General features: G+C 60.9%; 19 protein-coding genes. 9 read left to right on the forward strand and 10 right to left on the reverse strand.

Annotated elements, in window-relative coordinates; genetic code table 11:
* Nucleotides 1-98: 98 nt before the first annotated feature.
* Genes GNZ13_RS01390 through acnA form a run of 3 tightly spaced genes read left to right on the forward strand, consistent with a single transcriptional unit; the run spans nucleotide 99 to nucleotide 4,846 of the window.
* A complete protein-coding gene (locus GNZ13_RS01390; protein WP_172159804.1) occupies nucleotides 99-611 on the forward strand; it encodes a hypothetical protein in 513 nt (170 codons plus the stop codon).
* A gap of 25 nt (nucleotides 612-636) precedes the next feature.
* The gene (locus tag GNZ13_RS01395) at nucleotides 637-2,088 is read left to right on the forward strand and encodes a bifunctional 2-methylcitrate dehydratase/aconitate hydratase (protein WP_172159806.1); all 1,452 of its coding nucleotides are present in this window, start codon (nucleotides 637-639) and stop codon (nucleotides 2,086-2,088) included.
* Nucleotides 2,089-2,128: 40 nt separating this feature from the next.
* Nucleotides 2,129-4,846 (forward strand): aconitate hydratase AcnA, encoded by a 2,718-nt coding sequence (acnA, locus tag GNZ13_RS01400; protein WP_172159808.1) that lies wholly within the window; start codon nucleotides 2,129-2,131, stop codon nucleotides 4,844-4,846.
* Nucleotides 4,847-4,949: 103 nt separating this feature from the next.
* Here acnA and GNZ13_RS01405 read toward each other — a convergent pair whose 3' ends face one another.
* The 5 genes from GNZ13_RS01405 to GNZ13_RS01425 form a co-directional block, all read right to left on the reverse strand.
* Nucleotides 4,950-6,002: a hypothetical protein gene (locus GNZ13_RS01405; protein WP_172159810.1), complete on the reverse strand. Its 1,053-nt coding sequence runs from the start codon at nucleotides 6,000-6,002 to the stop codon at nucleotides 4,950-4,952.
* Nucleotides 6,003-6,203: 201 nt separating this feature from the next.
* Complete coding sequence (locus tag GNZ13_RS01410) at nucleotides 6,204-6,986, reverse strand: sensor histidine kinase (RefSeq protein WP_236001759.1); 783 nt, start codon at nucleotides 6,984-6,986, stop codon at nucleotides 6,204-6,206.
* An 87-nt stretch (nucleotides 6,987-7,073) separates the two neighbouring features.
* Nucleotides 7,074-7,694, reverse strand: a complete 621-nt coding sequence (locus GNZ13_RS01415) for a hypothetical protein (RefSeq protein ID WP_172159812.1) — start codon at nucleotides 7,692-7,694, stop codon at nucleotides 7,074-7,076.
* A gap of 11 nt (nucleotides 7,695-7,705) precedes the next feature.
* Nucleotides 7,706-8,341 (reverse strand): response regulator transcription factor, encoded by a 636-nt coding sequence (locus GNZ13_RS01420; RefSeq protein WP_172159814.1) that lies wholly within the window; start codon nucleotides 8,339-8,341, stop codon nucleotides 7,706-7,708.
* A gap of 290 nt (nucleotides 8,342-8,631) precedes the next feature.
* Nucleotides 8,632-9,687 (reverse strand): OmpA family protein, encoded by a 1,056-nt coding sequence (locus tag GNZ13_RS01425; protein WP_172159913.1) that lies wholly within the window; start codon nucleotides 9,685-9,687, stop codon nucleotides 8,632-8,634.
* Between the two features lie 177 nt (nucleotides 9,688-9,864).
* Between GNZ13_RS01425 and GNZ13_RS01430 the strand changes: the two genes are divergently transcribed.
* Genes GNZ13_RS01430 through GNZ13_RS01450 form a run of 5 tightly spaced genes read left to right on the forward strand, consistent with a single transcriptional unit; the run spans nucleotide 9,865 to nucleotide 15,177 of the window.
* Entirely contained in the window at nucleotides 9,865-10,662 is a 798-nt protein-coding gene (locus tag GNZ13_RS01430) for a TetR/AcrR family transcriptional regulator (protein ID WP_172159816.1), read from the forward strand.
* Nucleotides 10,659-11,618, forward strand: a complete 960-nt coding sequence (locus GNZ13_RS01435) for an HlyD family secretion protein (RefSeq protein ID WP_172159818.1) — start codon at nucleotides 10,659-10,661, stop codon at nucleotides 11,616-11,618. Before GNZ13_RS01430 ends, GNZ13_RS01435 begins: the two co-directional genes overlap by 4 nt.
* The gene (locus GNZ13_RS01440; protein ID WP_172159819.1) at nucleotides 11,615-12,568 is read left to right on the forward strand and encodes an ABC transporter ATP-binding protein; all 954 of its coding nucleotides are present in this window, start codon (nucleotides 11,615-11,617) and stop codon (nucleotides 12,566-12,568) included. The genes GNZ13_RS01435 and GNZ13_RS01440 overlap by 4 nt, the downstream gene beginning before the upstream one ends.
* Nucleotides 12,565-13,707 carry an ABC transporter permease gene (locus tag GNZ13_RS01445; RefSeq protein ID WP_172159820.1) on the forward strand — a complete coding sequence of 381 codons (1,143 nt, stop codon included), beginning with the start codon at nucleotides 12,565-12,567 and terminating at the stop codon, nucleotides 13,705-13,707. Before GNZ13_RS01440 ends, GNZ13_RS01445 begins: the two co-directional genes overlap by 4 nt.
* A gap of 12 nt (nucleotides 13,708-13,719) precedes the next feature.
* Nucleotides 13,720-15,177, forward strand: a complete 1,458-nt coding sequence (locus GNZ13_RS01450) for an efflux transporter outer membrane subunit (RefSeq protein WP_172159821.1) — start codon at nucleotides 13,720-13,722, stop codon at nucleotides 15,175-15,177.
* Between the two features lie 101 nt (nucleotides 15,178-15,278).
* On the opposite strand, the gene GNZ13_RS01455 is transcribed toward GNZ13_RS01450, so the two are convergent.
* The 4 genes from GNZ13_RS01455 to GNZ13_RS01470 form a co-directional block, all read right to left on the reverse strand.
* Nucleotides 15,279-16,118, reverse strand: a complete 840-nt coding sequence (locus tag GNZ13_RS01455; protein WP_172159822.1) for an ABC transporter permease — start codon at nucleotides 16,116-16,118, stop codon at nucleotides 15,279-15,281.
* Nucleotides 16,119-16,142: 24 nt separating this feature from the next.
* Nucleotides 16,143-17,411, reverse strand: coding sequence for an ABC transporter permease (locus GNZ13_RS01460; RefSeq protein ID WP_172159915.1), 1,269 nt, complete (start codon nucleotides 17,409-17,411; stop codon nucleotides 16,143-16,145).
* 265 nt (nucleotides 17,412-17,676) lie between these two features.
* A complete protein-coding gene (locus tag GNZ13_RS01465; RefSeq protein ID WP_172159823.1) occupies nucleotides 17,677-18,726 on the reverse strand; it encodes an ABC transporter substrate-binding protein in 1,050 nt (349 codons plus the stop codon).
* A gap of 133 nt (nucleotides 18,727-18,859) precedes the next feature.
* Entirely contained in the window at nucleotides 18,860-19,957 is a 1,098-nt protein-coding gene (locus GNZ13_RS01470) for an ABC transporter ATP-binding protein (protein ID WP_172159824.1), read from the reverse strand.
* Between the two features lie 129 nt (nucleotides 19,958-20,086).
* On the opposite strand from GNZ13_RS01470, the gene pdxR reads away from it, so the two are divergent.
* Nucleotides 20,087-21,640: a MocR-like pyridoxine biosynthesis transcription factor PdxR gene (pdxR, locus tag GNZ13_RS01475; RefSeq protein ID WP_172159825.1), complete on the forward strand. Its 1,554-nt coding sequence runs from the start codon at nucleotides 20,087-20,089 to the stop codon at nucleotides 21,638-21,640.
* A 5-nt stretch (nucleotides 21,641-21,645) separates the two neighbouring features.
* Here pdxR and GNZ13_RS01480 read toward each other — a convergent pair whose 3' ends face one another.
* Nucleotides 21,646-25,440, reverse strand: coding sequence for a DUF748 domain-containing protein (locus GNZ13_RS01480; RefSeq protein ID WP_172159826.1), 3,795 nt, complete (start codon nucleotides 25,438-25,440; stop codon nucleotides 21,646-21,648).
* Nucleotides 25,441-25,550 lie beyond the last annotated feature (110 nt).

A 25,550-nucleotide genomic window follows, 5' to 3' on the forward strand; every position in this document is an offset into this window, starting at 1 on the left:
TGTGCGCTTTCATAGCGCGTGCAGTTCAACCCTCGCGGTTGCCAGGACCGGTAGCCCGCGTACTGTTCAACTGAAATTAGATAGAAAGGTTCTCCACCATGAAAAAGCTGATGATCGCCGCCGTGATTGGCGCCCTGTCCACGACGATGCTGACCGTCGCGACTGACGCCGCTGCGCAGACGGCGACCACCACCGCCACCACGAAGCCGGATACCAAGGCTGTGGCGAAACGCCCGCAACCGAAACGCCTGATCAAGCGCAAGGCGAATCCGGCCAAGGAAGCGAAGGTCGATCCGGTGCCGGAAGGCTCGGAAAAGTGGTCGTGCAACGAAGGTCTGGCATTCGACCTGAAGGGCGACATGAAGCGTGACCAGATCGTCACGGTTCACTGGGCGAACAAAAACTACAATCTGCCGCGCGAAGCGACCACCACGGGCGCAGACCGTTTCCACGACGCCGCAACGGGTATGGACCTGGTCGTGATCCCGTCGAAGGCGATGCTGTTCTCGGATAAGGACAGCTCGCGTCTGGCCGACGAGTGCAAGACGGCAGCCATGGTGCAAGGCGCACCGGCTCCGACGCAATCGAACGCGATCAACAAGACGAACTAATCCGTTACATCAGGAAGGCTCCCCGATGTCCGCTCCGATTTCCAACGTGCGACCCGACCCGGACCCAGTCCTGGTCGATATCGTCGATTACGTATTGGATTTCCCGATCGACAGCACGCTCGCGCTGGACACCGCGCGTAACTGCCTGATCGATACGCTCGGTTGCGGACTCGAGGCGCTTACCTACCCGGCCTGCACCAAGCTGATGGGACCGATCGTGCCCGGCACGATCGTCCCCAACGGCGCCAAGGTGCCGGGCACGTCGTTCCAGCTGGACCCGGTTCAGGCCGCCTTCAACATCGGCGCCATGATCCGCTGGCTGGACTTCAACGACACATGGCTGGCTGCCGAATGGGGCCACCCGTCGGATAACCTCGGCGGAATTCTGGCGACGGCAGACTGGCTCTCGCGCAGTGCCATCGCAGCGGGCAAACAGCCGCTGACGATGAAAGACGTGTTGATCGCCATGATCAAGGCGCACGAAATTCAAGGCTGTATCGCGCTCGAGAACTCGTTTAACAAGGTCGGGCTCGATCATGTGCTGCTGGTAAAGCTGGCGTCGACCGCTGTGGTCGGCCAACTGATCGGCTTGACGCGCGACGAGCTGATCAACGCGGTTTCGCAGGCGTTTGTCGATGGGCACGCGTTGCGCACGTATCGCCACGCGCCGAATACCGGCTCGCGCAAGTCGTGGGCGGCTGGCGATGCAACGTCGCGCGCCGTGCGGCTCGCGCTGATTTCGAAGACCGGCGAGATGGGCTATCCGTCGGTGCTGACCGCGAAGACGTGGGGCTTCTACGACGTGCTGTTCAACGGCAACGCGTTCTGGTTCCAGCGTCCGTACGGCTCGTACGTGATGGAAAACGTGCTGTTCAAGATCTCGTTCCCGGCTGAATTCCACGCGCAGACGGCGGTGGAAGCGGCGATGACCTTGCACGCGCAACTCGCCGCTAGCGGCAAGCGCGTCGAAGACATCAAGAAGATCACGATCCGCACCCACGAAGCCGCGATCCGCATCATCGACAAGAAAGGCCCCCTGAACAACCCGGCCGACCGCGATCATTGCATTCAGTACATGATTGCCGTGCCGCTGATCCACGGCCGCCTGACGGCCGCGGACTATGAAGATTCGATCGCGCAGGACGCGCGTATCGATGTGCTGCGCGCCAGGATGGAATGTGTCGAAGACGCGCAGTTCACGAAGGATTACCACGATCCGGAGAAGCGTTCGATCGCCAATGCACTGACGGTCGAATTCAACGACGGGTCGACGTTCGACGAAGTTGTAGTCGAATACCCGATCGGTCATAAGCGTCGTCGCGAAGACGGGATTCCGTTGCTGGTCGAGAAGTTCAAGACCAACCTCGCGCGCCGCTTTCCGGTCAAGCAACAACTGGCGATTCTCGACGTGTCGCTGGACCAGGCAAGGCTTGAAGCCATGCCGGTCAATGAATACGTCGATTTGTACGTCATCTAGTTAAGTACTGTAGTTCCGCGATCAAACCAAGGAAAACACCATGGCCCACAACCTCCACAAAACGCTCAAGGAATTCGACAGCGGTTCCGGCAAAGGCAAGTTCTACTCCCTGCCGCAACTCGGCAAGGCACTGAACATCAAGATCGACCGCCTGCCGGTTTCGATCCGTATCGTGCTGGAATCGGTGCTGCGTAACTACGACGGCAAGAAGATCGCCGAAGAACACATCGAGCAACTCGCGAACTGGAAGCCGAACGCTGCACGCGTCGACGAAATCCCGTTCGTCGTGTCGCGCGTCGTGCTGCAAGACTTTACCGGCGTGCCGTTGCTCGCCGACATCGCTGCCATGCGCGGTGTCGCGAAACACATGGGCAAGGATCCGAAGTCGATCGAACCGCTGGTCCCGGTCGATCTGGTGGTCGATCACTCGGTGCAGATCGATCACTTCCGCGAAAAGAACGCGCTCGACCTGAACATGAAACTGGAATTCCAGCGCAACAACGAGCGCTACCAGTTCATGAAGTGGGGCATGCAGGCATTCGACACGTTCAAGGTCGTGCCGCCGGGCGTCGGTATCGTTCACCAGGTGAACCTGGAATACCTCGCACGCGGCGTGCACAAAAAGGCCGAAGGCGCGGACACCGTGTACTACCCGGATTCGCTGGTCGGCACGGACAGCCACACCACCATGATCAACGGTATCGGCGTGGTGGGCTGGGGCGTGGGCGGTATCGAAGCTGAAGCCGGCATGCTCGGCCAGCCGGTGTACTTCCTGACGCCGGACGTGGTCGGTGTCGAACTGAAGGGCAAGCTGCGCGAAGGTCTGACGGCGACCGACCTGGTCCTGACCGTGACCGAACTGCTGCGTAAGGAAAAGGTTGTCGGCAAGTTCGTCGAGTTCTTCGGCGAAGGCACGAAGTCGCTGTCGCTGCCGGACCGCGCGACGATCGGCAACATGGCGCCGGAATACGGCGCAACCATGGGCTTCTTCCCGGTCGACGAAAAAACCATCGACTACTTCAAGGGCACGGGCCGCACCGACGCAGAAATCTCCGCCTTCGAAAACTACTTCAAGGCGCAGGGTCTGTTCGGCATTCCGAAGGCTGGCCAGATCGACTACACCAAGGTCGTCACGCTGGACCTCGGCACGGTGACGCCGTCGCTGGCAGGTCCGAAGCGCCCGCAAGACCGTATCGAAATCGGTCACGTGAAGTCGACCTTCAGCGACCTGTTCTCGAAGCCGGTGGCAGAAAACGGCTTTGCGAAGAAGTCGGAAGACCTCGACGCGCAATACACGACGAGCAACGGCGTGGACGTGAAGAACGGCGACATCCTGATCGCCGCGATCACGTCGTGCACGAACACGTCGAACCCGAGCGTGCTGCTGGCCGCTGGCCTGCTGGCGAAGAAGGCGGTGGAAGCTGGCCTGACGGTCGCTCCGCACATCAAGACGTCGCTGGCTCCGGGATCGCGTATCGTCACGGAATACCTGACGAAGACCGACTTGATGAAGTACCTCGACAAGCTCGGCTTCACGCTGGCCGCATACGGTTGCACGACCTGTATCGGTAACGCGGGCGACCTGACGCCGGAACTGAACGAAGCGATCACGAAGAACGACATCGTCGCGGCAGCGGTGCTGTCGGGCAACCGTAACTTCGAAGCGCGTATTCACCCGAACATCCGCGCGAACTTCCTGGCCTCGCCGCCGCTGGTTGTGGCTTACGCGATCGCCGGCAACATCACGCGTGACCTGATGACCGAACCGGTCGGCAAGGGCAAGGGCGGCAAGGACATCTACCTGGGCGACATTTGGCCGACCAGCGAAGAAGTCAACGACCTGCTCAAGTTCGCGCTGGACGCGGACGCGTTCCGCAAGAACTACGCGTCGCTGACCAAGAAGGGCGACCTGTGGAGCAAGATCGAAGGCGAGGAAGGCCAAGTCTACGACTGGCCGAAGTCGACCTACATCGCTGAGCCGCCGTTCTTCGGCAAGGACTTCTCGATGACGCCGGCCGACAGCATCGCTGCTGTGACGAACGCGCGCGCACTGGGCATCTTCGGTGACTCGGTCACGACCGACCACATCAGCCCGGCAGGCTCGATCAAGGAAGACTCGCCGGCAGGCAAGTGGCTGAAGGCAAACGGCGTGCAGAAGGCCGACTTCAACAGCTACGGCTCGCGCCGCGGCAACCACGACGTGATGATGCGCGGCACGTTCGCCAACGTCCGGATCAAGAACCTGATGATCCCGGCGAAGGCAGACGGCACGCGTGTGGAAGGCGGCCTGACGATTCACCAGCCGAGCGGCGAACAAGAGTCGATCTATGACGCAGCGATGAAGTACATCGACGCGGGCACGCCGACGGTTGTGTTCGCGGGTGAAGAGTACGGTACGGGCTCGTCGCGTGACTGGGCTGCGAAGGGTACGCAACTGCTGGGCGTGAAGGCTGTGGTTGCTCGTAGCTTCGAACGGATTCACCGTTCGAACCTGGTCGGCATGGGCGTTCTGCCGCTGCAGTTCAAGGGCTCGGATAGCGTTCAGTCGCTCGGTATTACCGGCGAAGAAACGTACGACGTGGAAGGCCTGGGTTCGGACTTCAAGCCGCAACAGGAAGTGACACTGGTGATTCGTGGCAAGGACGGCAAGGAGAAGCGTGTGCAGGTTCTGCTGCGCATCGATACGCCGATCGAAGTGGATTACTACAAGCACGGCGGGATTCTGCCGTTCGTGCTGCGTTCGCTGCTGGCTGCTTAAGGTATCAGGTAACGCATGCAGTAACTGCAAGCTGTTTTGCAGGTGCTGCGTCCTTGTGGAAGGACGCAGCCGATTTGAGAGCCCGACTTTGGTCGGGCTTTTTTTATTTGCCGCCGCGGTCCGTGTGGAAGGCGGCGGGATCATCGGTGATCCGGCGCTGGGTCATGTGGTCGTTCCAGCTGTTGTCGAGCGGCGTCGCTGCACGAACGGTTGGCGAAGGACGGTGCTGTTGGGTAGACCAGTTCAGCCACGGCGCGTCGTCGGTTGAAGCGTCGTCGCGCGAACGTGATACGCCAGCGGTCCACTCCGGTTGCTTCGACATGGCGGGCCGCGTTGTCGGGTGGGTTGCCCGATTCAGAGCCATACGTTCGCTGACGTGAGCGTCAGACAGACGCGTCACGTTGACCCGCTTCGCGGGTTTTGCTGGCGGCGTCGCGACTTCGTCGTCACGCGCGATGACCTGCACGGTCTGCCTCGGTAAGACCTGGGTAGCGCGCTTCGGACCAATGCCCTGCGGCGACGCCTTCTCCGCGACAACCGCAGTCTGCGTATCCGCAACGGTCGATTTGCCTACAGAAGGCACGCTCCGCGGAATCGTCTGCGCCTGTTCAACTGCCAACTGCGCCAGCTTGATCGGTTCTTGCGAATCGACGATGGGCAGACTGTTGACCGCCGGCACAACCGGCAGTTTCGCGGCTAGTTCGCTTGCCTTATTGGCGTCTCGCATCGCACATGTCGCCAGCAACCAGGCCAGCGCAATGCCGCAACCCACGAAGATCGCCCCACCGAGTATGTGATCCGAACGCGACGAGCGCGGACGCGCCCTGCCTGCCTCAAGATAGCGCTTTGCTTCAGCCAGCGCCGCGTCAAAGCGGTGGGAATCCACACGTTGCGGCGGCACTTTATAGAAGAAAAGATGCTTCACACCCGGAGGAAACGGACCAGGGCGTGCCCTCTGCGGCCGGCGTTGCACTGCGTCCTGCATCGCCTGTTGTGCTTCGGTTTGAGCGACGGGTCGGGGGGTGCGTTGCGTTGCGTCTTGTGCCGCGGCTCGCGCGGTACGTCGTCGCGAACCAAAAGGTGGCGGCAAACCATCGAACGGGCGCGGCTTCGGAATCGCCAGAGCGCCTTCAATCAAGGCCAGAGGTCGGTTCATCGTATGGTGCTCCGGTGTGGGTCGATCGCCGTGTCGAGTTGCGTGACCAAGGTCCTGCCGCGCTCGATGAGCGAGTTGATTGCACGGGTCTCGTGCTCCCCTGACGTACTAGCGCGCTGTAGCGCTTCCATCAGACTGCGCGCACCGACCAGACCCACGGCCCCACTCAATCTGTGCAGCAAGGTATGTAGCCCATCAATGTCACGCTGGTGATGCAAGGCGCTCCAGATCGCCCGTCATCGAACGACGCCAGGCACTCAGAAACGTGTGGAGATTGATACCCTCTTCCGACAGCGCGTCGAGATAGCGTCGTTCGAAGGGTTCAGACGAAGCGCTCGCCGCAACGTCCTGCGACGGTGCGGCAATGGCGAACAGGGGCGCCTGTGCGTTGCTCGTCAATTCGGCGGATGGCCCCCATTGTTCGACGCTGAACGGCGCACTGAAGCTCGCGCGAATGGCAGACGTTGAGTCGTTCGTGACCGAAAGCTCGCCTTGCATACGCTGCGCGAGTATCTGGCAAAGCGCCAAGCAAGCATCCAGGTGGGCGGGCCATTCTCCAGCGAACGCTGGATCGGCGCTCGGCCCGAAAAGTGGCTGTTGTGCAACGTGAACAGCATCGTTTCCGGTATCCATCAATTCGATAGAAATACGCTGCGAGCCCGCATTCAACAGGTCCGCCTGCACAACGACGGCAATCTCTCCCTGCGTATTGAGTTGGATCGCGCGGTTTAGCAGGTGGAAGAAAATCTGACCGAGCCGCGCGCTATCGGCGAGTATCAGCGTGGCCACCGTTTGGTCAACACTCACGCTCGGACGCAAACCTCGCTGCGCGGCGGCCGGCGCCAACAGCGCGATGACACCGTCGATGACCTCCCGCGGATTCGTCACGCTTTCGTCGAGAACAAGGGCGCGTGACTCAAGCGGCGTAATATCCAGCAGGTCGTGAAGCGTTTGAGCCCACGTGCGCATCGCGGATTGGATCATCAATACTTGCGTGTGTTGAGCGGATGGCGTGACTGCGGTTCCGAGCGATTGGAGCAGACCCGTTACGGCGGTCAACGGAGCTTCTGCTTAGAGGCGCATCGCGCCGAGCAGCCAGAGCCGCTCCTGCTTTGCGGCGGCATTTGCCTGGACGGACGCCTCGACACGTGCGGCCTGCTCCCGCGCTTCGGCTGCATCGCACCGGCGCGTCCATTCATCTTCAGCGCGGCGCCGTTTCTCAGCAGCGCGCCTCAGCGCCGCGCGAGACAAGCACGCACCGGCAAGCGTAACGACCGCGGGGGCAGCGAGCGCCAATAGCCACGTTTGCCGGTCGATCTCGGTATCATGTGCGCCCGCGGCCAGTTGGCTCGTGACATAGCGGCGATCACTCGAAGCAAGCACAAAAGACGCGCCGGTGGCAGTCTCGCCGCGCGAATGCGTGTCGTGAGCCGGTTGCCCGAGTTGTGCCACTGCATCTCGGGCGGCCAATGCGACAGCCGGACGCGAATTGTCGGCGTGCAGCACGCGTGGTGTGCCGACGGCTAGCAGTGCCGCGTTGGCCTGTAGCGAGAACATACACAGCAGCGCAAACGCGCAAAGCCCGCCCAACACCGTCGCGAAGCGGACCGACGTAAGCCCCGCATTCTGCGAGGAACGCGACGCACGACTACGCGTGTCCGCTGAAGAACCAAGCCGGCCCATTTTATTCATAGCCCGCAAACTCAGTCGATCAGTCTGTGCAATGTCGCGAACTCTATTAGCGCGGCCAATGACGACAGCCCAAGCTTTTCCTGGATGCGGCTCTTGTACGTGCTCACGGTCTTGTCGCTCATAAACAGCGCGTCTCCGATCGCCTTGTTCGACATACCCTTCGAAAGCATCTGCAGAATCACGAGTTCTTTGTCCGATAGCAGGGTGAGTCTGTCTTCTTCTTGCGTGCCACTGGCATTGTGCGAGAATCCACCACCGCCGGAGGTTACGGGAAACACCGTATACCCGGCCAACACGGCCTCTACGCCGCGCATGATCTCCTTCATTTCCTGCGACTTGGCAACGAAACCTTGTGCGCCGGAACGCATTGCCCGTGGCGCAAATGTAACGGGATCCTGACCTGACAACACCAGCATGCGCATCGACGGATGGGCAAGCTTGAGGCGAGGGATGACATCAAGCCCGCTGATACGCGGAATATCGAGATCAAGTATCGCAAGTTTCGGCGTGTGCAGACGGGCCAATTCAACGGCCGTTTGCCCGTTATCGGCTTCGATCACCTCCTCGACGCCAAGCAGTTGCATAAGCTGCATCTTGATAACCATCCGAAATGCGGGGTGGTCGTCAATAATCAAGATCTTAGACATGTATTGTATTCCTAATGAAAACTTCCCCTTAGCACACCGACTCTTGTCGGTAACAAGTCCGAAGAATTGGCGTTCGAGCTAAAAGAGTCTACCGCGTTGTCTATCGGAAAATTCCGGCTGCGGATATCTTGGCGGTCGAGCTTGCCCGCCTCCCGGCTGGAAGCTAAAGGGAAAAGAGATTAATGAGCTGAAATAACACCAGGATATGACGTTGATAAGTGGAAGCGCTGACCGATTTAACAAAGACGTCACCCGTCGATACCGACGGTCATTCCTGATGCACGGGCAAGCTACGAACCAGCGACCGCGAATTCGATCTCCACGCGCCGGTTCGGCGCAAGACATCGCACCAGTTCGTCACGCTTTGTTTGCTGACATGCGACCACCTGATTCGCACTGCCCTGACCCAACGCGGTTATCGGTAATGTCACGCCGCGAGCGCGCAGATACTGCGTGACCGTCCGTGCACGCTGTAAAGACAGACGCTCATTGTATGCATCACTGCCGAGGCGGTCGGTGTAGCCCGTGATCTTCAGTTCATGTACAGCAGGAGCCTGCTTCAGGCCAGTCACCACGTCATCGAGGCGTTTCTTGCCAGCAGGCAAAATTGCTGCCTCGCTAGCGCCATCAAAGCGGAAGAGGGAATCCGCTCGAAGCGTAATCTTTTGCGGTGCTCGCGCCGGTTCTGCCGACACCTGCTTCGCTTGCGAGCATTGCAGCGCCGTTTCAGCCGACTCCCGCAGGTTGTCCTGAACCTCGGGCAAACGCTTTTCCGCGGCAGAGAACCTACGCGCCCATGCATCATGCCCTGCGTGCATCAGTTCGACTTCGGCACATGCAAGGGGTTGTTGCGCCTGTGGACACTGGGCGAATGCAGGATCGCCTTTGATGGTATTGACGATTTTCCACAGATCAGGACGCACCGTCGACACGGTGCGCAAAACCGGATTAGCTGCAGACAACGGCGTACCATTTTCGAGGTTCATCGTAATCATTGCCGCCTGACCGATAGCTTCCTGGACAAAACCCCATTGGTCATGTGCGCGCCATTCCTGCTGTCCGGCATTGATCCAGCACTGAGCCTTTGCGTGAAAATAACTGTTCTTGTCGCCGGGCAATTTGTCCAGCTGCTGGTGCAGGCCAGAAAGCGCCTCGCCACCGCTTTTGATCGGCGCATAGGTGCTGAACCATTGAGACGTCGGCGCGCCAGCAGCCGCGTCTTGTGCCACGCCGACGCCCGTCTTCAGCACGGTCGGGTCTTCGATACCGAGTCGGTCTCGTGCGGCCTGCCCCGCGCAACCCGACAAAGCCAGCGCACAGGCGAGCAGCGTTAACTGAAATTTCATGGAATCCTTGCGAAGAACGCATTCACTTTTAAGAAGTTTTGAGTATGGACAGCCACAAAGCGGCATGGAATGGGAAGATTCCTAGAGTTCTGTCAGACAGACTGGCCGTCGATGATGCGGACCGCATACAGCAACGCCCATCTTGAAATTAACTAACTCATCAATTAGTCTGGATTGATGAACCCGACACGTTCTCACGCGAAACCACTCGGCCGCCGCCCCGCCGTCGAGGACTTCGATGTGCGCGTGCATTTGCTCGATACCGCGACGCGGCTCTTTTCCGAACGCGGGATCGCAGCCACAACGGTCGCGCAGATCGCGACCGAAGCGGGCGTCACATCGGCACTGGTCCACTACTACTTCACGAATCGCGAAAAGCTGCTCGACGCAGTGGCCGACGAGCGCCTCGCCCCTGCCGCGGAATTCGTCTGGCAGCCGGCCGTAGAAGACGCCACGAGCGATCCCTTCGCGTTGGTTCACGAATTCGTCGCGCGCCTCTTTGACGTGACGGACCGTATGCCCTGGTTGCCGCCGCTCTGGCTGCGGGAGATCGTCAACGAAGGCGGCCTGCTGCGTGAACGAATGATGCAGCGCATTCCGTTCGACAATATCAAGCGCTTCGGCAGCCGCGTTGCACACGCTCAGCAGGACGGCGTCGTCAATGGCGATCTGGAAGCCATGTTGCTGTTCAACTCGATTCTGGCGCTCGTGATGCTGCCGCTCGCCACGGCAAAGATCTGGCAAAGCGCGCGAGGCCTGCCCGTCATCGGGCGTGTTGCGTTGCGCCGGCATGTGACCGCACTGCTGATCGGCGGCATGCAGCCGGCGCCACATGCGGCACCGGTGCGAGTGCAGGCGCGAGCGAAGGCACAGCAGCAGCCGAAGCCTCCATCAGGACGCCGCAACCGCAACCGCAACCGCAAAGACACAGACACAGACACAGACACAGACACAGACACAGGGAGCCGTTCATGAGTCATCCGTTCAGCGCCTGCGTTTGTCTGCTGCTCGCGGCGACGGCCCTCGCAGCCTGCTCGCATCGCGACGTGAACGTCTATCAAGGCTACGTCGAAGGTGAGTTCGTGTATCTCGGCTCGTCGCAGTCCGGCAAGCTGACGCAGTTGGCGGTTGCACGAGGGCAGACGGTTGACGCAAGCGCACCGGTATTCACGCTCGAATCCGTGGACGAGACCGCCGCATTGCAGCAGGCACAACAGCAACTCGCCGCGGCACGCGCACAGCTAGCCGATATTCAGACCGGCAAGCGCCGTCCCGAAGTGAACGTCACCAAAGCGCAACTCGCTCAAGCGGTCGCCAATGCGCGCAAGGCAGCGTTGCAACTCACGCGCGATGAGGCGCAGTACCGCGCGGGCGGCATTCCGAAAGCACAACTCGACGATTCGCGCGCCAACGCGGACGCTACCGCCGCGCAAGTCCAAGAACTCAGCAACCAGGTGGATGTCGCTTTGCTCCCCGGCCGTTCGCAACAGATCGCTGCGCAGAACGCGCAAGTCGAAGCCGCGCAATCAGCCGTCGCCCAGGCGCAATGGAAGCTCGACCAGAAGCGCGTCAATGCGCCGGCGGAAGGACTTATCTACGACACGCTGTATCGGGTCGGCGAGTGGGTCCAGGCGGGCAATCCTGTCGTCCAGATGCTGCCGCCGCAGAACGTGAAAGTGCGCTTCTTCGTACCGGAGACCGTGGTCGGTAAGCTCGCCGCAGGCCGTGCGCTTTCCATTCATTGCGACGGTTGCGCCGCCGACGTCCCAGCGAAAATCACGTACATATCTAGCGAAGCCGAATACACGCCGCCAGTGATCTACAGCAACGAAAACCGCGCCAAGCTGGTGTTCATGGTCGAAGCCCGCCCTTCCGCCACCGACGCAGTCAAGCTGCACCCCGGCCAACCCGTTGCGGTGAGCCTCGAATGAACCAGCCCGCGCCGCAATACGCGCAATACGCGATCGACGTGCACAAGCTCAACAAGCACTTCGGCGATAAACATGTCGTGAACGACGTGACGTTGCAGGTCGCGCGTGGCGAAATTTTCGGCTTTCTTGGACCGAACGGCAGCGGCAAGACCACCTCGATCCGCCTGATGTGCGGACTGCTCACGCCGGATTCGGGCACCGGCACCTGTCTCGGTTACGACATCGTGCGCGAGAGCGCGCAGATCAAGCGCAACGTCGGCTATATGACGCAGCGCTTCTCGTATTGGGACGACTTGACCATTCGCGAGAATCTCGATTTCGTCGCTCGCATCTATCAGATGACGAACCGGCGCGAGGCGGTAGACCGCTCGCTCGAATCGCTCGGTCTGCAAGGCCGCGCGGATCAGTTGACCGGCGCGTTGTCCGGCGGCTGGAAGCAGCGGCTCGCGCTTGCGGCCTGCATGCTGCACGAGCCTCAGTTGCTGTTACTCGACGAACCGACTGCAGGCGTCGATCCGAACGCACGCCGCGAATTCTGGGAAGAGTTGCATCGCCTCGCGGCGCGGGGCATTTCGGTTCTGGTCAGCACGCATTACATGGATGAAGCTGAACGCTGCCATAAGCTCGCATACATCGCGTACGGCAAGCTGCTCGCGCAAGGCACCTCGAAGGACGTGATTGAATCGCAGAATCTCGCGACCTGGACCATCTACGGCGAGCACCTGAGCAAACTGTCGGAACAGTTGCGCAAGACGCCCGGCGTCGATCAGACCGTCGTATTCGGCGCAGCGCTGCACGTCAGCGGCATCGACCATACCGCGCTCGAAGCCGCCGTCATGCATGCGACCGAGGGCACGACGCTGCGTGCCGAGCGCATCGAAACCGGGCTTGAAGATGTGTTCATCTACCTGATGGGCCACTCCACCGACAACTACGGAGCGCAACCGTGAGCACGCACGTCCTGTTCTCGCTGTCGCGCTGGTGGAGCATCGTGCTCAAAGAGTTTTTGCAGTTAAAGCGTGATCGGATCACGTTCGCGATGATCGTCGGCCTGCCGATCATTCAGCTCACGCTGTTCGGCTTCGCGATCAATACCGACCCAAAGCATCTGCCAACCGCTGTCATCATCGGCGACGACAGTACGTTTTCGCGCAGCTTCGTCGCGGCGATGAAGAACTCCGACTATTTCGACATTATCGAAACTTTGCCCAACGAGGAGGCCGGTCGCCGCGCGCTTGCCCAAGGCCGGGTGCAGTTCGTGTTGTCGGTGCCGGTGGATTTTTCGAAACGCCTGCTGCGCGGTGAGCGCCCTTCGCTGCTGGTCGAAGCCGATGCAACCGACCCCACCGCGACGAACACCGCGCTCGCCGCGCTCCCGGGGCTTGTGCAACCGGTCGCGGACAAGGACATCACCGGGCCGCTCGCCCACCTGAATGGCTCCCCGGCCGCATTCGACGTCCAGGTGCACCGCCTCTACAACCCCGAAGGCATCACGCAATACAACGTGGTGCCGGGTCTTATGGGCGTGATCCTGACGATGACGATGGTGATGATGACCGGCCTCGCGATCACGCGCGAACGCGAGCGCGGCACGATGGAAAACCTGCTCGCCACGCCCGTGCTGCCGATCGAGGTAATGACCGGCAAGATCGTGCCCTACGTGATGATCGGGCTGGTGCAGGCGTCAATCATTCTGACTGCGGCGCGCTTCGTGTTCGGGGTGCCATTTGCCGGCAGCCTGCTGGCAATCTATCTCGCTGCGCTGCTGTTTATCGCGGCAAATCTGACGGTCGGCATCACGCTTTCGTCGATTGCGCAGAATCAGTTGCAGGCGATGCAACTGACTGTGTTCTATTTCCTGCCGAGTCTGCTGCTATCCGGTTTTATGTTCCCATTTGCGGGCATGCCAGGCTGGGCGCAATTCATCGGCAATCTGCTGCCGCTCACCTATTTCAACAGGCTGGTTCGCGGCATCCTGCTCAAAGGAAACGACTGGGCCGACCTGTGGCCGTCGGTGTGGCCTGTGGCGCTATTCATGGTCGTCGTGATGGGCATCGCGCTGCGTTTCTACCGGCGCACGCTCGACTAGGGGGATCGGTCGATGAAACCGCTCGCTTTCTTATCCGCCATCGCGCTGTGCGGTTGCGCAGTGGGGCCGGATTTTCAACCACCGGCGGCGCCGGACACGCAAATCTATACACGTGAAGCGCAACCCGCCGCGACCGTCGCGGCCACCGGTGTGGCTGGAGCATCGCAGACATTTGTCGCGGCTGAGCATGCAACGCCGATGTGGTGGAAGCAGTTTCAATCCGATGCGCTCAACCGTCTCGTCGAGCAGGCCCTGCAACAAAGCCCCACGCTCGCGCAAGCCCGCGCGAAGCTGATCGAGGCGCGCGAAAACTACAACGCGCAATTCGGCGCGACCGCATTCCCGGCTGTCGATGCGACCGTATCCGGCGTGCGGCAGCGGGTCGATATCGCGGCGTTCGGCATTCCGAATGTGCCCAATCAGGGGCCGTTTACGCTTTACAACGCGTCGGTGAGCGTGTCCTATGCGCTCGATATTTTCGGCGGCAATCGCCGGGCGCTGGAAGCGCTCATGGCGCAAGTCGACTATCAGTCGTTCGAATTCGAAGCGGCACGGCTCTCGCTCGCAGGCAATGTGGTTTCGACTGCGGTTCGGCGTGCGTCTTTAAGGCAGCAGATCACCTTGACGCAGCGCCTCGCGGACACCCAGGCGCGGCAACTCAAGATCACCGAAGGACGGTTTGCGGCAGGCGGCGTCTCGCAACTCGATGTACGCAGCCAGCGCACGCTGCTCGCGCAGACCCGTGCATCGTTGCCGCCACTCGCGACACAACTTGCGCAGACCGACCATCAACTCGCAATCCTGCTTGGCATGCCGCCCTCGAAGTCGGACTTCGCCGACCTGACGCTCGATTCGCTGCATCTGCCGGATACGTTGCCGCTCACATTGCCGTCGACGCTCGCGCGCGAACGGCCTGATATCCGCGCATCGGAGGCGTTGTTGCATCAGGCGAGCGCGAATGTCGGTGTGGCGACGGCGAACCTGTACCCGCAATTTTCCATTTCGGCTGGGATCGGTTCGGAACGCGCGAACATCCAGGACGTGGTCAGTGGGCTGAATATCTGGAATTTCGGCCTCAATCTGACGCAACCGATTTTCCGCGGCGGCGAATTGCGCGCGAAGAAGCGTTCTGCACAGGCGGCTTACGATGCGGCGCTCGCCGATTATCAGCAGACGGTGTTGCAGGCTTTACAACAGGTTGCGGACACGTTGACGGCACTGCAAAACGATGCTCATGAACTGCAGGCTCGCGATGATGCCACCCAGCAGGCGCAAGCGAGTCTGCTTATCGCACAAGCGCAGTATTCGGCGGGCGGCGTTAGTCAATTCGGCCTGCTCGATACACAGCGCCAAGTATTGCAAACCGCGCTCGACCGTACCCGCGCGCAAGCCGACCGGTTCGCCGATACGGCTGCTTTGTTTCAGTCGTTGGGTGGTGGATGGCAGGCTGTCGCGACTTCAACGCCGTAGCCATCCCATCCAATACGGCTGAGCTGCGTCAGTCGCCGGGTGACGGGTGGCAGGCTGCGGCAACTTTAGCGCCGTAGCCATTCCACGCCACCGCACTGCCGTTACGCCGCCACCGCCCGCGCTGCATTGCGCCCACGCAGCCATTCCAACGCAAGCAAGAGACACGTCGAGAACACGATAAGAATCGTTGCCAGCGCCGCGATAGTCGGGCTGATGTTCTCTCGAATACCGGTGAACATCTGACGCGGCAAGGTCGTCTGATTCGCGCCTGCCAGGAATAGCGTCACGACCACTTCATCGAACGAAGTCGCAAACGCGAACAGCGCGCCCGAAATCACGCCCGGCGCAATCACCGGCAACGTGATACGGAAGAACGTCTTCACCGGATTCGCACCCAGCGACAAACTCGCGCGCACCAGGTTGTAGTTGAAGCCTTGCAACGTCGCCGCCACCGTCGTCACCACAAACGGCACGCCGAGCGACGCATGCGCGAGAATCAACCCGATATACGTATTCGCCAGCCCAAGCGGCGCAAAAAACAGATACATGCCGACGCCGACCACCACCACCGGCACGATCATCGGTGAAATCAGAACCGCCATAAGCAAAGCCTTACCGCGGAAGTTCGCCTTGGTCAGGCCGATTGCCGCCAGCGTGCCGAGTACAGTCGCCACGACAGTTGCCGAAGGCGCAACGATAAAGCTGTTCTTGGCCGCCATGCGCCATTCGTTGGACCCGATCAGATTCTCATACCAGCGCAGCGACCAGCCCGGAATCGGATACACCAGAAACGTGCTCGACGAAAATGACAACGGCACAATCGCCAGCACTGGCAGAATCAAATACAGCAGCGTGAGCACAGCCAGCGCGCGCAGCGCGAAATACCACACGCGTTCAATCAAGGACGTATGCGGCGCAAACAAGGGCTTGGCAAGTTTCATCGCGAGTAAGCTCCGTTCAGGCGATCAGCCGAGGCTCAGGGACGAACGCGTAAAGCGTCCGTAGATGACATACAGCACGAGCGTCGCGGCGAGCAGCAAGCCGCCGAGTGCGCACGCCATGCCCCAGTTGATCGTCACGTTGGTGAAGTACGCGACGTAGTAGCTGACCATCTGATCGTTCGGTCCGCCGAGCAAGGCTGGCGTGATGTAGTAACCGATCGCCAGAATGAACACCAGCAACGCACCCGCGCCGATGCCCGGATAAGTTTGCGGCACATACACGCGCCAGAACGCGGCGAACGGATGACTGCCAAGCGAGATCGCGGCGCGCTGATAGGTCGGCGGAATCGACTTCATCACGCTATACAGCGGCAGGATCATGAACGGCAGCAGAATGTGCGTCATCGAGATGTACACGCCCGTGCGGTTGAACAGCAGCGACAGCGGATCGTGCAACAGTCCGCTGGCGATCAGTGCCTTGTTCACCAGCCCTTCGCTTTGCAGAATCACGATCCATGCGGCCACGCGTACGAGGATCGAGGTCCAGAACGGAATCAGCACGAGGATCATCACCAGATTCGCGCGACGATCGGAAAGCGTCGAAATCCAGTAAGCGAGCGGGTAACCGAGCAGCAGCGCGAAAATGGTCACGACCGCGCCGATCACAAAGGTGCGGCTGAACACGTGGAGATAAATCTGTTGATCCGGATCCGTCTCGATGATGTGACCGAATCCGTCCTGCTTGTGGTCCAAAGAGGCCAGCAGATAAAACGGCGAGTAGGCACCGGAATTCTTCGCGATCGCCTGCCAGTACGCGACGTTGTTCCAGCGTTCGTCGAGTTCGACGAACTTGGCGTGCATCTGGGCAGGCGTGAGCGTCAATGGCTTGCTGTTGTCGTCGACGAACGGCATGGCGTGTGCGGACTTCGCGACGAGCGAGCGGTAACCGGGAATCTCAACGTTCAGCCGTCGCGCCAGCGCGCCCATGCCGTCGCTATCGGCAATCGCCGTGAGATCGGTCGCCAACGCAACGTAAGCGGCATCAGGGGGCGGCGTCTTGCGATCCCACCCGCTCAACGCATTCAGCGTATGCGGCAGGGCGTTGACTACTTCAGGATTCTGCGCGGCGCGCGTCAATAGCGCGCCAATCGGCACGACAAAAATCAGCAGTAGAAAAATGGCGAGTGGCGCAATCAGCAACAGCGCCATGGCGCGCTTCTTCGCTTCCGCGGCCTTTAGTTCTCGCTTAAGTCGAACATTCGACTCAGGCGTCGAATCGGCGGCGATCGTCATCGTAGTCACACCTCGTCTCCTCGATCCGGAGTTGACGCTTCAGCTGTCGGCTGGAGTTAGCGCTTTAGCGTGTCGACCAGAGTTCGCGCTTTAGCGCGCTACTCTGGTCCCATGCAGAGCACTTACTCCAGCCCCTTGCAAAGCACTTACTCCGGTCCTATGCATCCGGCCGCTCGCGCACATCGCGAAGACATGCGTTTGCGTTTCATTGCATTGATGCGGCGCGGCTTCACTATAAAAGCCGCGCCTTCTCACACCCGGCTAATTACTTCGAAGCCCACGACGAAAAACGTTGCTCCAGCTCATCGCCATGGTCGGTCCAGAACGAGAGGTTCTGCAGCACGGCGTTCTTGCCGTTGGCCGGCGAATTCGGCAGATTGGACAGCGTCTTCGCATCGAGCGCCTTGATGGCCGCCACGTTCACCGGACCGTACGCGATGTTATGCGCGTAGTCCTGCTGCGGCTTCGACGAGATCGAATAGGCAATGTACTTCTCAGCCAGCGCCTTGTTCGGCGTGCCCTTCGGAATCGCCCAGTAGTCGAGATCGTAAATGCTGCCGTTCCACACCACCTTGAGGTTCTTGCCTTCCTTCTGCGCGGCGTCGATACGGCCGTTGTACGCGGTGGACATCACCACGTCACCCGCGACGAGGAATTGCGGCGGCTGCGCGCCCGCTTCCCACCACTGGATGTTCGGCTTCAGTTCGTCGAGCTTCTTGAACGCGCGGTCCTGGCCTTCCTTGGTGGCGAGCACCTTGTAGACATCCTTCGGCGGCACGCCGTCGGCCATCAGCGCGAATTCGAGGTTGTAGCGCGCGCCCTTGCGCATCGCGCGCTTGCCCGGGAATTTCTTCACGTCCCAGAAGTCGGCCCAACCGGTCGGCGCGGTTTTCAGCTTGTCGGCGTTATACGCAAGTGCCGTCGACCACACGAAGAAGCCCACGCCGCAGGTTTGCGGCGCTTCCGGAATCAGATCGGTCTTCTTACCGATCTTCGACCAGTCGAGCTTCTCATACAGCCCTTCGTCACAGCCACGGCCGATGTCGCCCGATTCGACTTCCACCACGTCCCAGTTCACATGCTTCGCTTCGACCATCGCCTTCACTTTGGCCTGCTCACCGTTGTATTCGACGGCGGTCACCTTGTTGCTGGTTTGCGTTTCGAACGGCTGGTTGAATGCGACCTTTTGCGCGTCGCCGTTCGCACCGCCGAAATTGACGACCGTCAGTTCGGCAGCATTGACTTGCGCGGCGCCCAGCACGAGCGCCACAGCACCGACAGCGATGGCGCAGCGCGATTTCCCGATCTTGCTCATGGTGTGTTGCTCTCCTTTGGTGGTGTGCTTCAAGCTACGTACAGTGCGACTTGTTATGTGCTGCTTTGGTGAACTGCTTCTTTTGCTTCTTTTGCCTGCGTCGAACGACCTACGACCCACGCATTGCACGCGCTCACGCCCCCGCAAACACCCGCAGATGCTCGGGCGCAAACTCGAGCGCGACGGGCGCGCCAGGTGCGAAGGTGTCAAGTGCATCGGTGCCGAGCGGCACCTTCACGAAGCACTCGTCCTGCTCCGGCAGACCACAGCGCATGCGCACGTGGTCGCCGAAATAAATCAGCCCGCGCGCTTCACCGCTTAGCGCATTGGCGCCGGGCCGAGACACACCGTTGGCGAGCTTCATACGCTCAGGCCGGATACAAGCGACCGCCGGCGTGCCCGCCCGCGCACCGCCGATATTGCGTCCCTTAAGTCGCGTGCCGTCAATCAGATGAAACTCGCAGTACTCGCCGTCGACGTTGGCGATCGTGCCTCGCAGCTTGTTGCTGTCGCCGATGAAGTTCGCGACGAACTCGTTGCACGGCGATTCGTACAGACGGTCCACGGTGTCGAGTTGCTGCACGATGCCTTTGTCGAACACGGCAACGCGGTCGGACATGGTCAGCGCTTCGCCCTGATCGTGCGTGACATACACGAACGTCACGCCGAGCTTCTCGTGCAATGATTTAAGTTCATACTGCATGTGCTCACGCAACTGCTTGTCGAGTGCGCCGAGCGGTTCGTCCATCAGTACGAGCTTCGGCTCGAACACGAGCGCGCGCGCCAAGGCAATACGTTGCTGCTGGCCGCCGGAAAGCTGCGCCGGGTAACGCTTCGCGAAGCTCTCCATGCGCACCATCTTCAGCGCGTTATTCGTGCGATGCGAACGCTCTTCCGCGGAATGTTTGCGCACCGTGAGCGGATATGCGACGTTCTGCTCGACCGTCAAATGCGGAAACAGCGCGTAGTTCTGAAACACCATGCCGATGTTGCGCTTGTGCGGCGGCACGGTATTGAGCAGCGTGCCGTCGAGCCAGATCTCGCCGCCGGTGGGGAATTCGAAGCCCGCCAGCATCATCAGACATGTGGTTTTCCCTGATCCGGACGGCCCGAGCAGCGTCAGGAATTCGCCCTGATAGATATCCAGATCGAGTTGTTTGACGACCAGCGTTTCGCCATCGTACGTCTTGCGTACACCTCGAAAGCTGACGATCACGTCATCGGTTTTCATACCCTCGTCTCCTCTGCGGTCCGACTGGCTCCCCCGGCAAAACGGCGGGATTGCATTAATTGCGTGGCTCACTATAGTCCCTTACGGTTCTACAATATGGAACCATTTCATTATTCCGGATAGAACCACTTGGACACCGTGATCTTGTCGGATTGGCTTGCCGCGCGGCTCGACCGCACGGCCGCCGAACCGGTCTACAGACAGACGTTGCGGCTGATGCAGCAGGCCATCCTGACCGGCCAGTTGCCGCCCGGCACCAAGCTGCCCAGTTCGCGCACGCTCGCCGAAGACCTCGGCATCGCACGCAATACGGTGCTGCACGTCTACGATCAGTTGACCGCCGAAGGCTATGTGATCTCGACCACCGGCAGCGGCACCTATGTTGCTGACACGCGGCCGGACACGGCTGCCGTGAATGCACGCAAGAAGCCGACAGTGGCGAGTGTCAATGTGGACGGCGCCGATCAAGCCGCCGAGGCCTTGAAGCCGCCAAAACGCGATCTAGGCGACCTCTCCACGCGCGGGCGCAGGCTCATTGATCAGGCTGGCGTCTCCGCCAAACAGTGGGGCGCATTCATGCCGGGCGTGCCCGACGTCGCCGAATTTCCGGCGCGTACATGGAGCCGCTTGCAGGCAAGGCTGTGGAAGGAAGCCAATCCCGATCTGCTGACCTATGCGCCGGGCGGCGGCTATCGGCCGTTACGGCGCGCGCTGTCCGATTACCTGCGCGTCGCGCGCTCGGTGAATTGCACGCCCGATCAGATCATCATCACGACGGGCATTCATCAGTCGATCGATCTGACCGTGCGTCTATTGACCGACGTCGGCGATCGCGCGTGGGTGGAGGAGCCGTGCTATTGGGGCGCGCGCAGCGTGCTGCAATCGTCAGGGATTACGCTGGTGCCGGTGCCGGTGGATGACGAAGGCCTCAACCCTCGCGAGCAGGATCTGCAACAGCCGCCGCGGTTGGCGCTCGTCACGCCGTCGCACCAATATCCGCTCGGCATGGTGATGAGTCTCGCGCGCCGCCGCACGTTGCTCGAATACGCACGCCAGCACAACGTCTGGATCATCGAAGACGACTACGACAGCGAGTTCCGCTATGGCAGCCGTCCGCTCGCGTCGTTGCAAGGGCTCGACGACGCCGGCCAGGTGATCTACGTGGGGAGTTTGGGGAAGATGCTGTTTCCGGGTTTGCGGATCGGTTACATGATCGCGCCGGAACATCTGGTGGATACGTTTCGCACGGGCGTCGCCGAGCTGTACCGCGAGGGGCAACTGATGCAGCAGGCGGTGATGACCGATTTCATCATGGACGGCCATCTCACATCGCATGTTCGCCGTATGCGCGCGCTCTACGGCGAACGCAGGCAGATTCTGATCGACGCGATCACCGCGCGTTTCGGCAACGAACTGCCAGTGATGGGCGACGAGGCCGGCCTGCATCTGGTGCTCGGCCTGCCCGATCATGCGAACGATCGCGCGGTAACAGCTGCGGCTTACGATGCCGGCGTGATCGTGCGGCCGCTCGCCGCTTACTACAGCAGCGAGACGCCCGCACGGCGCGGACTGTTGCTGGGATACGCCTGCGTGGCGAACGAGAAGATCGGCCCGGCATTCGACACGCTCGCGCGCGTGATCGAGCAGACGGTGTTGAAGAAGACGCCGACGCGTGCCGCCTGAACGCATCACTTCAAGCCGAAGTCAACCCGCGTCGTCGCACCCTTGTCCTGGATGCCATCTGCGTTCAGCTTCGGCGCGACGATAAACACACGGCTGCTGTCGATCTTGCCCTCGAAATACTGCTGCACGGCTTGCGCGCGTTGTTGGGCGAGCTGCCGCAAGCTGGCGTCGTCGATCGGAGCGTTGGCGGCCATCGCGGCCTTCATCTCGTCGTCCGGCAGGCTCTTGGTCAAGCCGACAAAATTGCGCGGCTTCTTGAAGTCGGCCGCCTTGTAGGCCTTGGTCAAGTACTTGTCGTATTCCTTCGGATCCACAGTGACGGTTGACAGATCCACGCTCTCGCCATTGCCCACCACGTCTTTGATCTTCTGCTGCTTGACCTCGCGTTCGACGTATTGCGCGCGCAGGCCCGGTTCGTCGATCGCCGGATCGACACGGCCGATCAGATCGATACGGATCGAACTCTTGTCGGCGAGCGCTTTCACGATGGTGTCTAGCTTCTTGTCCGCAGTGTCGGACAGTTTCGCCGACCCCGGTTCGAACTCGACATAGCCCAATTCCTCGCCACTGCCGCCGAAGGCATTGGCGATCAGCGAGAACGGCGCGGTGACGGCCTTCTGCAGCAGATTGAGCACCGCGTGCCAGATCAGGCCGCCGATGCTGAACTCAGGATTCGACAACGAACCCGACACTGGAAGGTTCACGTCGATTTCACCGCGCGAATTTTTCAGCAGCGAGATCGCGAGACGCACCGGCAGCTTGGTCGCCGTATCGTTCTCGACGTGATCGCCGAACGTGAGCTGATCGATGAAAATATGATTGTTCGCGTTCAACTGGTCGTTATCGAGCTGGTAGTGCAGATCGACGTTGAGCTTGCCCTTGGTGATCGGATAGCCGGCATATTTCGCCGAATACGGCGTGAGGTTGGTGAGTTCGATATCGTGCGCGCTCGCAGTCAGATCGAGCGCCGGTTTCGCGATCAGCGGATTGACCGTACCGCGAATCGACAGCGGACCATTAGCCGCCAGTTTCGCGGCAATGTCCACGGGAGCGGGTGTAGTCGTTTGCGTGCCGAACGCGCCGACCGTGCCTTGAATGCCGACCAGGTTCGCGGTGTAGTTCGGCTTGATGAAGTTGTCGGTGTACGTCACGCGGCCCTGTTGCAGAACCAGTTGCCCGAAGTGCAATTTGACGGGGTTTTGCGGCGGCGTTGCGGCCGTGACCGTGGTGGGCGTAGCGGACGACGCCGGTACCGGCGCGGACGCCAGCTCTGGCGAGGATGCAGCTTGCGGCGTCAACGGCACGGGTTCCGTGCCGCTCTTGTCGCGCGTCAGCGATTGCGCGGCGCCGCTTTCATGCGCGACCACGTCCTTGAGATTCAGCTTGCCTTGCGCGTCGAGCAGCACACGCCCATAGAACTTCGTGAACGTGACGCGGCCGGCGTCGACCACCGTGCCGTGTTCGTCATAGTCGGCCTTCAGGTTGGTCAGCGCAAGCGAACCCCAGCCTGCGAACGGGTCCGAGGTTGCCTTGTCGATCATCCGCACATCGACGAGCGCCACGTCGCCGCGGTACGTCGCCTTCAACGCCTTCGCCTGACTCAGCGCGAGATCGCCATTCGCGTTGAGCAACGCGCTCGCGATCAGCGCATTCAACTTGCTGCCGAAGTACGGTTCGAAGGCCGCCGCATCCAGGCGGTTCGCATTCACCTTGACGGCCACCTTGAGCGGCGTCGCCGTGACATCGCCTTTTACGCCGAGGGTGCCTTTCTTGTTGAGCGTCGCCTGCAGATCGACCGGCAGCGGCTTACTCAGATCGTCGCTGATCTGCTGCACCTTCAATTGCAGCGGTGTCACGCTCAGCTTCACTGGATTCGGCGTGGTGTTGTCGGTGAAATTGGCGGTCGCGTCTTTCAGGTTGAGTTCGCCGATCTTGTAGTGCCACGCGGGTCCTTCCGCCTGCGCCTTCTTGACCGCATGAATCGCGGTACGCTGCTGCTCGGCCTGATGCGGACCGGCGAGCGCGGCGAGGTCGATGCTGCCGTCTTTCAGACGCTGCGCATTGACCACGAGGCCGGTCGTGTCGACGCCGGTGATATCGGCAGTGCGTCCCGCGACGTCCACCTGTTTGACCGTCACCTGGCCTTGCGCGAGCGAGACGACCGGCGCCTTGCTGCCGCGCGGCGCGAGTTTGAGCGATTGCAGATTCAGTTGCGTGTCGGTGACCATTACAGCCGCCGGCGACTTCGACCAGTTCGCATCGACGTTCGCGTTGGCAGACAACGCGCCATCGACCACCTGCGCCGCGGTCGCCGCGTCGAGGTACGGCTGCAGCAACGGCAACGGCAGTGACTTCAGATCGAGCTTTGCGTTGGCGGTCTTCGCGGCAAGGCCAAACGCACCGGCCACGCCGAGCGAGCCGGCGGCGTCCTTGAAGTCGGTATTGAGCGTGTAGTGTGCGGGGGCGGTAGCGAGCGTCGAGAAATCGGTCAGCGTGACGGCCAGTTTTTGCAGGCCGAGGTCGACCGGACGCGAGGCGGCTTCGTCGTGAACGTTGACGGTGCCGTCGTTGAGCGCGAAATGCTTGATCGACAGGTCCAGAGGCTGTGCGGTTTTGTCCGTGGTGGTTGCACCAGATGCCGCGACTGGTGCGCTCGCAGCGTTTTTAGCCGTCGTGGACGCCGACGCGGCCGCCGAGGATGCCGCTGCTGATGCAGATGCCCCTGCAGCAGGCGCAGTCGAGAACATCCGTTCGACACTCAACACGCCTTCTTTATCACGCGCAAGATTGGCGCTTGGCGCGTCGATACGGATATCGTCGAAGTGGTACAGGCTCTTCAACGGCTCCAGCGTCGCGGCAGCCACATGCACCGCATGCGCGGCGAAGAACGGCGCCTTGCTGTGATCGCGCACGTCCACATCGTTCAAATCGACGGTGCCCGCCACGCGCAACGACGGCACGTCGTTGGACATCACGAAGTTGAGCTTGAGATCGGTGGACAGCTTACCGCTCTGCACAATCACGGGCAGCTTGGTCGGCGCGTAGGAGATCAGTTGCGGCACGTCGAGCCCTTCGAAGCGCAGCGACACTTCCGATTCGCGCGACGCAGCAAACGGCTTGGTCTTGCCGTCGATAGCGAGCGGACTGCCGTCGATGCGCGCACGCAGCAACGGCTCGACGAAGATATCGGTTTTCGAAGGCAGCGTGGCAATAAACGGAACGCCGAGCTTCCATTGATCGATCACATGCGTCTCGCCGAGCAATTTGTCGTCGAACGTGATCTGGCCGTTTTCGAGGCGAATGTTCGACACCGAGAACAGCGTCGGCTTGCTCGCGGGCTTGGCCGGCTGCTTCGAGAATTTCTCGATCAGGTCGGTGAAATTGAAGCGCTGCGCATCGTAGCGAACGATATGAAAGCGTGGCGAGTCGAGTTGCACTTCGTCGATGATCGGCGCCGCGCGAAACAGCGAGCTCCACGACGGCTTCACGATGAGCCGCGAGATGTCGACGAAGTCGCCCGCGCCGCCACGCTCGCCGATATGCACGCCATCGGCTTCGAGCTTGAGCGTGTACGGATTGAGCGCAATGCGGCCGATCGTGGCGGGCCGGTCGAGTTGCTTGCTGAGTTGCTGCTCGGCAATGTGGCGAATCAACGGCGGCGCCGCAAAAAAGCCCAGCAGACCGAACAATACGAGGAAGATCAACAGACCCGTGATGACACGCCGGGTACGGCGTGACTGCGCGACGTCGCGCACGGTCTGTATGGAAGAGGCGATTGATGCTTTATTGAGGCTTGCCATGCTCGGTCTTGGGTAATGCGGCGGCAAGCCCGCCGCGAAACGAAAATCCCGCAAGCGGCAGTATAAGTGGTGAATCTTACGCGGGATAGCAATGTAAGCCGTGGCTTACA

This window comes from Paraburkholderia elongata, assembly GCF_013177735.1.
Taxonomy (GTDB): domain Bacteria; phylum Pseudomonadota; class Gammaproteobacteria; order Burkholderiales; family Burkholderiaceae; genus Paraburkholderia; species Paraburkholderia elongata.

Excerpts from the sequence above, each read along its gene's own strand:
- GNZ13_RS01390 (WP_172159804.1), top strand. The coding sequence starts at position 99 with ATGAAAAAGCTGATGATCGCCGCCGTGATTGGCGCCCTGTCCACGACG.
- GNZ13_RS01470 (WP_172159824.1), bottom strand. The coding sequence starts at position 19,957 with ATGAAAACCGATGACGTGATCGTCAGCTTTCGAGGTGTACGCAAGACG.
- GNZ13_RS01460 (WP_172159915.1), bottom strand. The coding sequence starts at position 17,411 with ATGACGATCGCCGCCGATTCGACGCCTGAGTCGAATGTTCGACTTAAG.
- GNZ13_RS01420 (WP_172159814.1), bottom strand. The coding sequence starts at position 8,341 with ATGTCTAAGATCTTGATTATTGACGACCACCCCGCATTTCGGATGGTT.
- GNZ13_RS01430 (WP_172159816.1), top strand. The coding sequence starts at position 9,865 with ATGAACCCGACACGTTCTCACGCGAAACCACTCGGCCGCCGCCCCGCC.
- GNZ13_RS01440 (WP_172159819.1), top strand. The coding sequence starts at position 11,615 with ATGAACCAGCCCGCGCCGCAATACGCGCAATACGCGATCGACGTGCAC.
- GNZ13_RS01405 (WP_172159810.1), bottom strand. The coding sequence starts at position 6,002 with ATGAACCGACCTCTGGCCTTGATTGAAGGCGCTCTGGCGATTCCGAAG.
- GNZ13_RS01425 (WP_172159913.1), bottom strand. The coding sequence starts at position 9,687 with ATGAAATTTCAGTTAACGCTGCTCGCCTGTGCGCTGGCTTTGTCGGGT.
- acnA (WP_172159808.1), top strand. The coding sequence starts at position 2,129 with ATGGCCCACAACCTCCACAAAACGCTCAAGGAATTCGACAGCGGTTCC.
- GNZ13_RS01480 (WP_172159826.1), bottom strand. The coding sequence starts at position 25,440 with ATGGCAAGCCTCAATAAAGCATCAATCGCCTCTTCCATACAGACCGTG.
- GNZ13_RS01455 (WP_172159822.1), bottom strand. The coding sequence starts at position 16,118 with ATGAAACTTGCCAAGCCCTTGTTTGCGCCGCATACGTCCTTGATTGAA.
- GNZ13_RS01410 (WP_236001759.1), bottom strand. The coding sequence starts at position 6,986 with ATGATCCAATCCGCGATGCGCACGTGGGCTCAAACGCTTCACGACCTG.
- GNZ13_RS01450 (WP_172159821.1), top strand. The coding sequence starts at position 13,720 with ATGAAACCGCTCGCTTTCTTATCCGCCATCGCGCTGTGCGGTTGCGCA.
- GNZ13_RS01465 (WP_172159823.1), bottom strand. The coding sequence starts at position 18,726 with ATGAGCAAGATCGGGAAATCGCGCTGCGCCATCGCTGTCGGTGCTGTG.
- GNZ13_RS01395 (WP_172159806.1), top strand. The coding sequence starts at position 637 with ATGTCCGCTCCGATTTCCAACGTGCGACCCGACCCGGACCCAGTCCTG.
- GNZ13_RS01415 (WP_172159812.1), bottom strand. The coding sequence starts at position 7,694 with ATGAATAAAATGGGCCGGCTTGGTTCTTCAGCGGACACGCGTAGTCGT.
- GNZ13_RS01435 (WP_172159818.1), top strand. The coding sequence starts at position 10,659 with ATGAGTCATCCGTTCAGCGCCTGCGTTTGTCTGCTGCTCGCGGCGACG.